The organism is Natronorubrum halobium, from assembly GCF_051351675.1.
In the GTDB taxonomy this organism is placed as follows: Archaea; Halobacteriota; Halobacteria; order Halobacteriales; family Natrialbaceae; genus Natronorubrum.
On sequence record NZ_CP195595.1, the window covers coordinates 848,928 to 861,155 of the forward strand.

At 66.1% G+C, this 12,228-nt stretch carries 14 protein-coding genes; 6 read left to right on the top strand and 8 right to left on the bottom strand.

Translation table 11 applies throughout. The features are described 5' to 3' along the window. Window positions 1-47 precede the first annotated feature (47 nt). Window positions 48-1,070, bottom strand: a complete 1,023-nt coding sequence (locus ACSFC7_RS04125; protein WP_436346492.1) for an asparaginase — start codon at window positions 1,068-1,070, stop codon at window positions 48-50. 210 nt (window positions 1,071-1,280) lie between these two features. Here ACSFC7_RS04125 and ACSFC7_RS04130 point away from each other — a divergent pair, with 210 nt between their 5' ends. The 3 genes from ACSFC7_RS04130 to ACSFC7_RS04140 all read left to right on the top strand — a co-directional run bounded on the left by ACSFC7_RS04130 (window position 1,281) and on the right by ACSFC7_RS04140 (window position 4,184). Then, window positions 1,281-2,453 (top strand): MFS transporter, encoded by a 1,173-nt coding sequence (locus ACSFC7_RS04130; RefSeq protein WP_436346493.1) that lies wholly within the window; start codon window positions 1,281-1,283, stop codon window positions 2,451-2,453. A gap of 438 nt (window positions 2,454-2,891) precedes the next feature. Next, window positions 2,892-3,692, top strand: a complete 801-nt coding sequence (locus ACSFC7_RS04135) for a TrmB family transcriptional regulator (protein ID WP_436346494.1) — start codon at window positions 2,892-2,894, stop codon at window positions 3,690-3,692. Between the two features lie 168 nt (window positions 3,693-3,860). Further along, complete coding sequence (locus tag ACSFC7_RS04140; protein ID WP_436346495.1) at window positions 3,861-4,184, top strand: 4Fe-4S dicluster domain-containing protein; 324 nt, start codon at window positions 3,861-3,863, stop codon at window positions 4,182-4,184. A 73-nt stretch (window positions 4,185-4,257) separates the two neighbouring features. Here the strand turns inward: ACSFC7_RS04140 and ACSFC7_RS04145 are convergent, their stop codons facing one another. Together ACSFC7_RS04145 and ACSFC7_RS04150 are read right to left on the bottom strand one after the other, a co-directional pair. After that, window positions 4,258-4,422, bottom strand: coding sequence for a DUF6757 family protein (locus ACSFC7_RS04145; protein ID WP_006066091.1), 165 nt, complete (start codon window positions 4,420-4,422; stop codon window positions 4,258-4,260). A 61-nt stretch (window positions 4,423-4,483) separates the two neighbouring features. After that, entirely contained in the window at window positions 4,484-5,263 is a 780-nt protein-coding gene (locus tag ACSFC7_RS04150) for a PHP domain-containing protein (protein ID WP_436346496.1), read from the bottom strand. 170 nt (window positions 5,264-5,433) lie between these two features. Here ACSFC7_RS04150 and ACSFC7_RS04155 point away from each other — a divergent pair, with 170 nt between their 5' ends. Continuing rightward, window positions 5,434-5,721, top strand: a complete 288-nt coding sequence (locus ACSFC7_RS04155; RefSeq protein WP_436346497.1) for a DUF5789 family protein — start codon at window positions 5,434-5,436, stop codon at window positions 5,719-5,721. A gap of 158 nt (window positions 5,722-5,879) precedes the next feature. Here ACSFC7_RS04155 and ACSFC7_RS04160 read toward each other — a convergent pair whose 3' ends face one another. The 3 genes from ACSFC7_RS04160 to ACSFC7_RS04170 all read right to left on the bottom strand — a co-directional run bounded on the left by ACSFC7_RS04160 (window position 5,880) and on the right by ACSFC7_RS04170 (window position 9,166). Then, window positions 5,880-6,839 carry a plastocyanin gene (locus tag ACSFC7_RS04160; RefSeq protein WP_436346498.1) on the bottom strand — a complete coding sequence of 320 codons (960 nt, stop codon included), beginning with the start codon at window positions 6,837-6,839 and terminating at the stop codon, window positions 5,880-5,882. A 153-nt stretch (window positions 6,840-6,992) separates the two neighbouring features. Beyond that, window positions 6,993-8,054 carry a zinc-dependent alcohol dehydrogenase family protein gene (locus ACSFC7_RS04165; protein ID WP_436346499.1) on the bottom strand — a complete coding sequence of 354 codons (1,062 nt, stop codon included), beginning with the start codon at window positions 8,052-8,054 and terminating at the stop codon, window positions 6,993-6,995. A gap of 104 nt (window positions 8,055-8,158) precedes the next feature. After that, the gene (locus ACSFC7_RS04170; protein WP_436346500.1) at window positions 8,159-9,166 is read right to left on the bottom strand and encodes a DUF5784 family protein; all 1,008 of its coding nucleotides are present in this window, start codon (window positions 9,164-9,166) and stop codon (window positions 8,159-8,161) included. 136 nt (window positions 9,167-9,302) lie between these two features. Between ACSFC7_RS04170 and ACSFC7_RS04175 the strand changes: the two genes are divergently transcribed. Further along, window positions 9,303-9,476, top strand: coding sequence for a DUF5786 family protein (locus ACSFC7_RS04175; protein WP_436346501.1), 174 nt, complete (start codon window positions 9,303-9,305; stop codon window positions 9,474-9,476). 108 nt (window positions 9,477-9,584) lie between these two features. Here the strand turns inward: ACSFC7_RS04175 and ACSFC7_RS04180 are convergent, their stop codons facing one another. After that, complete coding sequence (locus ACSFC7_RS04180; RefSeq protein WP_436346502.1) at window positions 9,585-10,583, bottom strand: YkgJ family cysteine cluster protein; 999 nt, start codon at window positions 10,581-10,583, stop codon at window positions 9,585-9,587. Window positions 10,584-10,676: 93 nt separating this feature from the next. Here ACSFC7_RS04180 and ACSFC7_RS04185 point away from each other — a divergent pair, with 93 nt between their 5' ends. Then, window positions 10,677-10,916, top strand: coding sequence for a DUF7561 family protein (locus tag ACSFC7_RS04185; RefSeq protein ID WP_436346503.1), 240 nt, complete (start codon window positions 10,677-10,679; stop codon window positions 10,914-10,916). Between the two features lie 404 nt (window positions 10,917-11,320). Here ACSFC7_RS04185 and ACSFC7_RS04190 read toward each other — a convergent pair whose 3' ends face one another. Beyond that, a complete protein-coding gene (locus ACSFC7_RS04190) occupies window positions 11,321-12,052 on the bottom strand; it encodes a hypothetical protein (protein ID WP_436346504.1) in 732 nt (243 codons plus the stop codon). Window positions 12,053-12,228: the final 176 nt, after the last annotated feature.

Consider the following 12,228-nt stretch of genomic DNA (forward strand, 5'->3'; position numbering starts at 1 on the left):
GGAGCGACCCGCCGGAACCCGGTGTGAACGCCTTCGGACCGAGCGAATCACACGACCGAATCGACGCCCTCGAACGCGTTCCGAACCCGTTCGGTCGCGTTCGGTCTCTCGTCGTCAGTCGCCGACACCGCCAGTGCGGTCCTGACCCTGGCCTTCCACGCGGGGAGGTCGCCGCCCCCGATCGCGCCCGCCTCGAGCAGCGTATTCGCGCCGCCGGGGCCGCCGTACAGCCCGGCGGTCGTCCCGGCGTAACAGCGCGAGGTGAGCACGACGGGCACGCCGCGGTCGAGAGCGTCCTCGAGCGCCGCGCCGAGTTCGCCGGTCGCGTTTCCGAGTCCGGTTCCCGCGACGACGATCGCGTCGACGCCCGCGTCCGACTCGAGTGCGCGCTCGATCTGCCGGCCGTCGACGCCCATCGCGTTCGTCACGAGTTCGACGCGGACGTCGGGATCGACGCGCGCACCTGGAATGGGTGCCGAGTAGCGCCCCGGTTCGCGCAGGAACCGAATCCCGTTCGGCGTGCGTTCCGCGATCGGCCCTGCGGTGGGCGAGTCGAAGGTCTCGAGTTTGCTCGTGTGTCCCTTGACGACCCATCGAGCGGCGTGGACGCTGTCGTTGAACGCGAGATAGCTCCCGCCCGCCTCCCGGAACCGGTCGTGTGCCGCGGCTCGAACGGCCGTCAGCAGGTTCGTCGGCCCGTCCGTTCCCGACTGGTCAAACGGTCGCTGTGCGCCCGTGAAGACGACCGGAATCCCGGCTTCGACGACGACGTCGGCGTAGTAGGCGGACTCGGCCATCGTGTCGGTTCCGTGGGTGACGACGACGCTGACGGCGCCCTCGCCCGCGGCGCGTTCGGCCGCGTCGACGATTTCCCGCGCGTTCTCGAAGGTCACCTGGAATCCCGAAACCTGACAGACGTCGTCGACGTCGATCGAGGCGTAGTCCGCGATTTCCGGGACGGCGTCGACCAGGTCGTCGCCGGATACCGAGGGCGTCTTCCCGGTGTCGTCCTCGCTCGAGGTGCTCGCGATCGTTCCGCCGGTGCTGACGATCCGGACGTGTGGCTGCATACCCGTTCGTGAACGCGACGGACGAAGTGTCTGTCCGGTTCGATCGACCGCTCGTCTGCGTGACGCGGGTACCGGACAGAGTGGGGACGCCGCCGATCTCGAGGCGGCCACTGCCGGTAGCAGTACGCTCATTGACCGCGGCCGGTGACGAGTAGACGACCGCAGTGACTCGTAGGTGGCGCTGACAACGATGGTGATTGAACTCGACTGATGCGCTGGCGATATCGGGACACCGTGCTGGCGCTGTGTACGCTCGCGTTCTTCGCGACGATGGTCGGCCGACTGGCGATCAGTCCCGTCGTTCCGATCATCATCGAGGAGTTCGGCGTCTCGAACTCGGTGGTCGGCGTCGCCCTGACGGGCATGTGGATGGCCTACTTCGCCTCGCAGTTCCCCAGCGGGATCCTCGCCGACCGGTTCGGCGAACGCCCCGTCATCCTCGTCGCCGTCGGCGGCACGGCGATCGCGAGCGTGTTCCTCGCGCTCGCGCCGGCGTTCGTCCTCTTCGTGATCGGGACGATCGTCCTCGGCGGCGTCGCCGGTCTCCACTACAGCGTCGCGACGACGCTGCTGACGCGCACGTACGAGGAGATCGGCGCCGCGATCGGCGTCCACAACAGCGGCGGCCCGGCGGCCGGGTTGATCGCCCCGCCGATCGCGGCGTGGATCGGCGTCCGGTACGGCTGGCGGCCCGCCGTCGCCATCGGGGCCGCGATGGCCGTCCCGGTGTTCGTCCTCTTCGCGTGGCGCGTCCGACCGACGGAGCCGCGCCGGCCCGACCAACCGATGGCCGAACGGTTGCAACTCGAGGCCGTGCTCGAACTCCTCTCGCGGCCGCGGATCGTCTTTCCCATCTGCCTGGCCGTCGGCGGCGCGTTCGTCTGGCAGGCGACGGCCTCGTTCCTGCCGACGTTTCTCGTCGAACACCGCGGGCAGTCGACCGAACTCGCCGGGGTGGTCTTCGGGGGGTACTTCGTGGTCCAGGCGGTCACGCAGGTCGGCGTCGGTGCGGTGTCGGACCGGTACGGACGAGACTTCGCGACGGCGGGCTGTATGGTCCTCGCGGTGGTCGGATTCGCCCTGTTGATCGCCGTTCCCGGAACCGTCGCAATCGTCACAGCGGTGATACTGGTCGGCACCGGTCTCGGCTGGGGTGCCGCACTGTTGCCTCGATTCATGGACGTCCTCTCCGAAGCCGAACGCGGGGCGGGATTCGGCCTCATCAGGACCGTCTACGGCTTTATTGGGGCGCTCGGCTCCGTCGCGACCGGGCTCCTCGCCGACCTCTTCGGCTGGGGGGTGGCCTTCGGCGTTCTCGCCGGACTGCTCGCGCTGGTCTTCGCCGCACTCGTCGTGAACTGGGCGCTTTCGCTCGGCTACTGATACTGCCGGACGGAACTATTCGAAGATCGGTCGCAGTCCCGCCGTCATCGGTGCGCCGACGGCGGGATTTTTGGGACCGATCTTCTCATTGACTTCTATCCGGGAGTATGACTCGCGGTCGAGTCTCGAGGGCGCGCGGCTGTTGTTACAGTCGGAGTACACGCCGGTGTACTCCATTCAAACTTACAATTTGCTTATATGATTCGGGGGTGTACATCGGTCGATGGCAACACAGTCGCGGCGGAAGGGCGCAGCACGGTGTGAGAACTGTGGCAGAGCGTTGGCGGTCTGGCTCGGCTCGGACGACGTACGTCCGATCGGGAGCGTCGACGGCTGCCCCTGTGGCAGCACCTCGTTTCGCGTTTTCGACTGAGCCTCGTATGAGGACGTGGCGGCAGAAAGCCGCGCCTTTTCGTGAGTTCTCGACCTGTACCGACCGTGTCCGATGCCGAGGAAGCGGTCAAGACCCTCAACGAACTCGGGTTGACGGAGTACGAGGCTCGCTGTTTCGTGGCGCTCACCCGTATTTCGAAGGGGACCGCGAAGGAGATCAGTCAGGTCGCAGACATCCCCCGTTCGCGAGTGTACGACACGATCGAGCGGCTCGAGAAGAAGGGGCTGGTCGACGTCCAGCAGACCGAGCCTCGCGAGTACAAAGCCGTATCGGTCGAGACGGCGTGTCGCCGTATCCGGGAAGATTACGACTCCCGGATCAACGCGGCCGAGAACGCGCTCGGCCAACTTGATGAACCGGACGCTCGAGACGACGAGGGAATGTGGGCGATCTCCCAGAAAGAGCACGTCAGCGAGCGAGTCGTCACGTTTCTCGAGGACGCCGAGGAGACGGTCCACTATCTCCTTCCGGCGACCGAGGTGGCCGAACAGTCGATTCTCGACGGACTGCGATCCGCCGTCGATCGCGGCGTGTCCGTGTACATCGAAGTCCCCACCGAAGACGATCGTGACGAGTTCTCCGAGCTGATCCCGGGTGCGACCGTCGTCGCGGCCGACGACCTCCGGACGACGAACGAGGTGTACTCCGAGTGGCCCGGACAGCTCCTCATGGTCGACCAGCAGGCCATCGTCGCCAGCGGGGTCAAGGAAAGCGACCTTCCCGACGTGATCAACGAGATGGCCGTCTGGACCTACGGCCGGGATCACGGGCTGGCCGTCTGGATGCGCGAACTGCTCGACGATCGACTCGAGGAACGCGACGACGACTGCTCCGGCGACGAGTAATGCGGACGAGCGTTCGTCGCGTCCGACCGGCGGATCCGAGCGGACGGTCGACCGATCGGGGAGCGTTCCGAAGGGGGTGTGACCGCTCGAAACCAGGTGCCCGGCGACCGTCGACCGCCGACGGGTGTATACTTTTAAGTGCGAGCCGCACGTTTCAGTCTGCTAGCAATGGCCATAGATCCACAGTTCACCGAGAATCGCGACAAGGTCGACGAACACAACGGACACGACGTCTGGGGTCCCGTCGACGAACCGGAGGAACTCGGCATCCACGGTACCCACGTCGCGGTCGATTTCGACCTCTGTATCGCCGACGGCGCCTGTCTCGAGGACTGTCCCGTCGACGTCTTCGAGTGGGTCGATACCCCGGGCCACCCCGAGAGCGAGGAGAAAGCGGACCCCGCGAAGGAGGCCCAGTGTATCGATTGTATGCTCTGCGTGGACGTCTGTCCGGTCGACGCGATCGACGTCGACGCCGGCCGAACGGCCTGAACCGAGCCGGTCGTCCGGCCGGCCGACCGGTTCATTGTCCACTGCGAACCGCGCGTGAACGGAGGAGAGTCAGTTACTCGGCTCGATCGACGTCGACTTTCTCTTTCAACGTTTCGAGACCGTCGGCTTCGGCGAGTTCCTGGAGGCGCTCGCGGAAGTGTTCCTCACAGAGACCGACCTTGAGGCCCTCGGACTCGGCGGCGAAGGCGGCCTCACGGTCACAGTAGTGGCAGTTCATACTCGTGCCTTGGCACCACGATGCATTGAACCCTCCGCTATCGGCCAAGATTGTATCGAAATTACGACAACTCTAGCCGATCGTACGCTCGCCGGGAGAGACCGGCGACCCCGAGGTCGTGCCCGTGGGCGTCGGTCCCGCCGGTCGCCAGCAGCTCGTTTCGCTCGATCGCCCGTTCGACGAGGCTGCGGTCGACGTCGGCCCCGTAGGGGTAGTGCAACTCGACGGCCTCGAGCGCGGGGTCGGCCGTCAGCGCGAGCGCGGCTTCGGGATCGCGATACCGCAACGGATGGGCCAGCGAGACGAGTCGACAGGACGCGGTGAGCGCCGCCAGCCCCCGTTCGAAGGTGGGTACGTCTCGCGGCACGAAGCAGGGGTCGCCGGAGCCGATGAGCCGATCGAACGCGTCCTCGTAGTCGTACTCCACGTCGGGGTGGGCGTCGATCGCTCGAGCGACGTGCGGTCGTCCGAACCCGTCCTCGACGGTGACGCCGAGATCGACGCCGAGTCGCGTCTCGACGCAGTCGACGATCGCCCGCCCGCGCTCGACGCGGTTCGTCTGGATTCGGTCGACCACTCCCTCGAGGTCCCCGGTCGCGTCGACGCCGTACCCCAGCAGATCGACCCGCTCACCGTGGGGCGTCTCGACGCGGAGTTCGATCCCGCTGACGAGCGTCACGCCCTTCCGCTCGACCACCGGCGCGTCGAACGGCTGCACCCGGTCGTGGTCCGTCACCGCGACGACGTCCACGCCCGCTCGGTCGGCGGCGGCTGGTACGTCCTCGAGTTCGAGGCTCCCGTCCGAACGCGTTGTGTGGACGTGCAGGTCGGCGTACGGCATATCACTCGAGTCGAAGGCCGGCGCTCGTAAAGACGTTTCTTCCTCGCGTCCGCGGCTCGGCCGCTACACCATGATCTATAATGATCATCTAGGACTCCTAGGTCTGCAGTGGAACTAGAAAATGTATATGGACAATGTTTATAATTATCGTTCACGGAAGATCGGGTGTAATGCTGCCCACAGGCTCCGGCGACTTCGATGCCGACTACGACTACCCCATGACGACCGAGGAACTGATCGAGGAGCACGGCGATCGCACCCTCGAACTCCCGAACGGTACCGAAACCGTCGGCGACGTACTCGCTCGTCTCGAGTCCGAGACCTTCGAATCCTCGGACGACGTTCGGCTCGCACTCTCCTGTGCCGTGAGCAACAAGGCGATCGGCCGCGTCGGCTACAGCGACCGCGACCCGAACCCGGTCGGGAGTCCGTACACGCCCGACGCCGTCTCGTTCTAGAGACGAACGCCGCGTTTAATCGAGTCTTCTTTCGCTACGCGCAGTCGAGCCCGGTCTATTCGCGAGACGGAGGTCCGTTCGAACTGCTCGCGGGACCGCCGATATCGCTGGCCAACGACCGTCGACGAAACACTGCCGAGCGCGCCAGCAGCGCGCGCTCAGAGTACGAGCTGTTTGTTCGCGTCGGCGATCTCCTCCCACGAGACCCGTCCCTCGTCGACGATCCGTTCGGGCTCGAGTGCGGGATCGCCGAGGACGGCCAGCGCGGTGCCGGTCGGTGGCCGGAGTTCGGGTTCCGCGTCGGGTGGCACCTCCTCGTCGTCCGCTTCAACGTCGCTACTCTGCGGGTCGTCGTCCCTGTGAGGGCCGTCGCCGCGGTCGTGTGGCACGTCGTCTCCGTGTGGCGTATCGCCCTCGCGGGGCGCGTCGTTCCCGGATGGCCCGTCTCCGGGCATCCGGTCTCTCTCGCCGTCCGCCGGCATCTCGTCTCGCGTCGGATCGTCGTCCGGATCCGGCATCGATTCGGGTTCGGGAACCGGCTCCGCACCGGGCCCCGTCGCCTCGCCCGCGACGATCCGGATCACGTGACCGAAGATCTCGTGTGGGCCGCAGTGCACGTCGTACACGCCCGGCCGGTCGAACGTGTAGAGCCAGTACGCGTTCATCGGGAGCACCGGCGAGGAAAACGGCGGGACGTCGTCCGGAACCCGTTGAAACTGCCCCTGTGCGGGGTGGTACGCCGTCACGGAGTGGTGCGGCGAGACGAGGCTGAACTGGACGGTATCGCCCGGTTCGACGTACAGTCCCGTCGGCTCGAAGAAGAACTCCGGAATGTCGCGGTCTTCGCGGGGCCGGATCTCGACCTCGACGACGTGATCCGGCTCGACCGGCGGATCGACGTCCATCGAGAGCGCCGCGAACCCGAAGACCGGATGGATTCCGTCGCCCGATCGATCCGGCGGCAGCTCGTCGTGCTGTGCGCTGGTGCCGGCAGCGACCGTGTTCGCACCCAGCGTCACCGCTGCGCTCGCGCCGAGCGCCTGCATCAGCCGTCGTCTATCGAGAACGCTGGAGACTCGTCCCGAATCGCCGTCCGCTCGATCGTCTGTATCCGTCATTGCAGCACTCGCTCCCACGACCGAGGGGATAAATGTTCAATTCGCTACAAAAAGACTGTCAGCTCGATCAACTGTCCCGTATCAGCACTCGATACGTCGGTCCCAGTCGACACGCTCGTGCGCACCGTTCGTCCCGCGGCCGGCGCCGTCCGCTCAGAACTCGTCGATGACCGGAATGCCGACCGTCTCGTAGTCGGTCATCGCCGCGAGCTTGTCGCTGACGCCCTCGAGTCCGATCGTTTCCGAGACGACCTTCTCGGGCTCGAGTTTCCCCGTCGAGACCATCCGGAAAATCTCGTCGTAGCGCGTCGGCGGCATGCCCAGCGAGCCGATAAACTCGATCTCCTGCATCGTCATCGCGTCGGTCGGCAGGTGGACCATCCCCTGTTCGTCCTGGGTCGTGAGTCCGACCTGAATGTGTTGACCGTGGGCATCGAGGCTGAACACGGAGTTCTGGCAGGTCGTCGCGATGCCGAGCGCGTCCATCGAGACGTTCGCACCGCCGTCCGTGATCGCCTGCACTTCGCCGGGCACGTCCTCGACGTCGTCGGCGTTGACGGTCTCGACGGCCCCGAGTTCGCGGGCTTTCTCGAGTTTGTCGTCCGTGAGGTCGACCGCGACGACGTTCGCGCCGAGCGCGTCGGCGATGTGGACCGCCGAGAGGCCGACGCCCCCGCAGCCGTGGATCGAGACCCAGTCACCGGCGCCGATATCGGCCCGGTGGGCGAGCGCGTGAAACGAGGTCATGAACCGACAGCCGAGGCCGGCCATGTCGACCGACGAGACGCCGTCCGGGAGCGTGACGGCGTTGTGGTCGGCGACGGGGACGTGGAGTTGCTCGGCGAACGCTCCCTGAGCCTGCTCGACGAACCCCAGCGGCATCACGTTCTCACAGATATTGGAGTGACCGCGCTGACAGCGCGGACAGGCTCCGTCGCCGAGATTGAACGGGACCGCGACGTGATCGCCTTCGCTGACGCTCTCGACCTCGTCACCGACGGCGACGATCCGACCCGCGGGTTCGTGGCCCAGAATCTGTCCCGACTGCGTTTCGAGGTCGAGCCACTCCCAGTCGCCCTGCCAGCCGTGCCAGTCGCTCCGGCAGACGCCACAGGCTTCGACGTCGACGACCGCCCCCTCCGGGTCCGGATCCGGGGCGTCGACGTCTTCGATCGAGAGCGGTTCGCCGTGTTCCTCGAGGACTGCTGCTCGCATACCATGTCCGTTGTTACCGCGTGACAAATACGTGTCTCTACGCTCGCGTATCCGTGGTACTCACGCCCGAGAGAATGTATTCGAGAGCCGAACCGCGACGAGCGTCAGTTCGAGAGATCGATCGCGTTCTCGAGTTCGAGCGGGACCGCTCCTTTCTGGTAGCCCTCGACGTGCCCGTTCGGTCGAGCGCGGTAGACGACGGCGGGGCGGTGCCGAACGTCGGGCTGCTCGCCGCGGACGGCGTTCCAGGCGTCGTCACGGAAACTCGAGCAGTCGACGAAGAGGACGGCACCGCCGCCGTGTTCGGCGAGTTGGCCGTTGGTCTTGGTCTCGGCGGTGTCGCGAACCGCGGCGACGGGGCCCGACGCCGCCCGATTCGCGGGCGGCTGCGGTCGGGTCACTTCGACGAGGACGTTGGTCTCCGCGTCTTCGGCCCGGAAATCCAGTGAATGGCCGGTCGTGACCTCGATCTCGGGGACCACGTCGTAGCCGGCGTCGCTGAGGATCTTCGCGGCGATGAACTCGCCCATCGCGGCGCTCATGCGGACGCGGTCGACGTGATCGCTGGTCCCTAACTTGCCGGACATTACGTGTCGGTACTCGTCGAGGACGCCGGTCGCGAAGAAGTCCTCGAAGAAGCGCGTCGTCTCGCGGCGACCGGCGTCGGGGAAGCCGGCGGCGTGTTCGCGGAAGAAGGTCCGCGTCGACTCGCGGCCGTCTTTGGACATGAAGACGGGCAGGAAGTACCACGAGAGGTGCGGGTAGTCGGCGAGCCACGGGTCCTCCTCGTGAAGCGTCGCGAGCAGTTCGCGCTGGGCCCATCGAGCGACGTGATAGGGGACCTCCCGCCAGCCGAACTTGTCGGTTCGCCACAGCGAGGAGGGCGTTTCGGTGTTCCCCATCCAGTAGGCCTCCTCGTCGTTTCGCGCGAAGAGTGCGACGTCGCCGTTTTGCATCTCGAAGCGATGCGTCTCCCAATCGGCGCCGATCTCGAATCGCGGCGGGACTGCACGCGCTCCGATATTCGATCGAAGCGGCTGTAGAATCTCCTGTCGAACTTTCTGTTCGCTCCACGACGAGGGCGAACACCGAAAGCGAAGCGGCCGTGCCACAGTCTCGCTACGGTGTGCGGGTGCATACGTGTTACGTGTTCGCGGTGGAAACCGCGCGGGAAGCGGACATCGTCGAGAAGGGGGTGAGGGACCGTTACATTAATGTATGTCAGCTACCAACATGAGTGTACTTACCATGTCAATGGGTGCCTATGATGAAGATGAGCACGAGCGCCGCGAGCAGCAAGCCTCCAAGGTGGACACCGATTTCGACGACGAGCGGACGATCTATCGTGGCAAAGTCGAGTACGACTCCGGCGATTCGGCCGAAGAACTGCTCGATCAGTTCGAACGGATGAAGTCGAAGTAACGCCGAGACGTTCGTTCTCTCCGTTTTCGCCGTCCGCGAGCGACGGCCGTCGAATGTCCGTCACGACAGTCCGGTCGCGGCGAGAGCCGAGACGCTGACTCCTCGGCGTCATTCGATGGCGTCCCAGCCCGGCGTTTCCGGTGCTCCGCGACCCTCCTCGACGTCGGTAGCGACCGCCGGCGAGGGAACCGTCTCCTCTGCGGCCCGCCGTCGCTGATACCACTCTCGGATCGCCGGACCGACCCACGATTCGCTTCGGGTCGCGGTTGATCCGTCCGCCGAACCGCGCCGCTCGTCGTCGCGCTCGTCGGCCGAATCGCTGCTGACACCTGCCGCCTCGAGCGCCCGTTCCTTCCCCCACTCGTAGTGATAGTCGGAGGTCACGAGCGTGCCGGGACTCGAGGCCGCGGCGACGGCGAGACACTCCGCGCGATCCTCGCTCGTCAGTTCTCCGGCGGCCGTCCGATCGACCACGCCCTCGAGAGCCTCGGGTCGGGGATGGGCGAAGAGCTTCGCGCCGAGGGCCTGCGTGCCGAGCAGCAATCCGTCGAGGTCCTCGGGCACGTCGTCCTCGAGCAGGCGCCGTCCCCCGAAGGCGGCTTCGACGCGCTCGCACTCGGTCTCCTGCTCGAGCGCGAGGTTGTGTGCGGGATAGGCGCCGCACTCGTCGGGGAAGTGCTCGTCGCCGTGGATGCGACACTGCAGCGTCGCGGGGTCGAGGAAGACGCAGGCCGGGAGCCACGTGGGGTCCTCGCGATCGAAGGGAGCGACCGGCTTCGGCGGTTTTCGAAGGCCGACGAAGAAGACCGGTCGGCCGGCGACGGCGGCGACGCTGCGGCCGTCGATCTCGACGCCCTCTTCCTCGTCTCGAGCGCGCCAGAACCGCGGCGTGAGCGCGGGTGCCATCCCCGCCTCGAGAAAGCCCCGGACTTCGTCTCGGGTCAGCGCGACGAAGTTCGTGTCGTCGTCGAACGGGGCTCGAGTCGCTGCAGCGTCGGCGTCGGCATCGAGCCGTGCGCGTCGGCGTGCCGTCTCCTCCGTCTCGTCGTCGTGAAACGGTCGCCAGTTCAGACAACAGCCCGCACAGCCCTCGCAGTTCACCTCCATGGGCACCGATACTCCGTCGGGACGTATATACTGCCTCCCGGGACGGGACCGGTGCGGGGGAACGACTTTCACCGCACGGACCCAGTATCGCGTATGGCACGGGACTCCTGTGACGGCTGCGGCCGAACGGTCACGGTTACCGGCGGCATCGCCAACATCTGGACGTTCGGTGACGGCAGCGACGGGACCGCGATGACGCTGGAACTCGCGGACGGAACGGAGCACCTGCTCTGTTATCCCTGTATCGAGGCGGTACCCGACGATCCGACCGCCGAGGACGTCGCCCGACTCGAGCAGGTCGACGAGGAAACCTCGCGGCTCGGGGCGGCCTAGTCGTTCTGTCCCTCGGCTCCTTTCGCGGCCAAAAAATCGTGTGGAGTCCGCGGTCGGATGGCCCTGGTACGTGATACGAGCGCGACGCAGTAGCCCCGCGGACGGAGCCGTTCGCCAACCGACCGCACCTGTTGCGTGAGCCACGACCACTGCGCCAACGACCGGCGCAAACGGAAGGGGTGGGGTTCGAGTACGAAGCGACCGTGCTGCGAGCCATCGACAGCACGGTGCGCGACCGCTGATCGCCCCCTCCGTATCCGGATCCAACGGCCGAATTCGTATTTGTAATCGGGCGACTACCCTCGATCGATCGACTCTAGTCCGGACGTATCTTCGGTTTCGAACCCTATACTATTCAGTCGCTGTGACCGCATCCGGCCCGGTAGACGAGGGCTACAGTCGCGTTACGACTCCCAAAAACAGGGAGCGACGTCGGCCGTCGACTCGAGTAACGAGAACTCGTCACCGACGACGAGTCCGTCGAACTGGAAGTACTCGCCCAGCCGCGAGTCGATGGTCTCCTCGCGCCCGCGGTCGTCCGATACCGTACACTCGTAGCGTCCCAGAACGTCCGAAACGGCGACCGTCTCGCGCTCGCCGGCATCGAGCGCGAGCGTCTCGTCGACCACGGTCTCGCCGTCGGCAGCGCGGTCGACGGTGATCGCGATCGTCCGCCGGTCGTCCGTCGCGTTTTCGACTCGCAGCTCGTGGACGCGTCGCCGAGTGAGTCGTTCCCGTTCGACCAGGGAGAGCGTCCGTTCGTCGGTCTCGTCGGACTCGGAGACGCTCGGTTCGTACGTCGCGTCGTCCCGGCGAACGTAGGCGTGCTCGGCGTCCATCGCGTCCTCGAGCAGGAATCGACCGGTCGCGGTGTAGCCGTCCGCCTCGAGTGCGGCGTCGATCTCACACTGTACGGGGCTGGGGAACGAGCCGTACGAGATGAGCAACCGGCCACACGTCTCGTACGTCTCTTCGGCGCCACAGGTCGTGTCCGGGTTTCCGTCGGCGGCCTCAGCACGCGGAGCGTCGGCATCGTCGCGCGGGTCGTCGGCAGCGATTTCGTCGCTGCTACCGAGACAGCCGGTCGATACGACCGTCCCCGAACCGACCGCGGCGAGGAGCGTGCGTCGTTTCACGACCGGATATCGACCGGTCGGGATATGTGTCTTGAGGTAGGTCAAAGCCCGGTTTCAGCTACCGGCGAACCGCTCTGTGAGACCGTCGTCCGTTCGAGCGGTGATGACACACGGTTTCGCAACGAAACGGTCGAAAACGACGGTCGTGGATCCGGCGGCTCGAGAGACGACTCGCG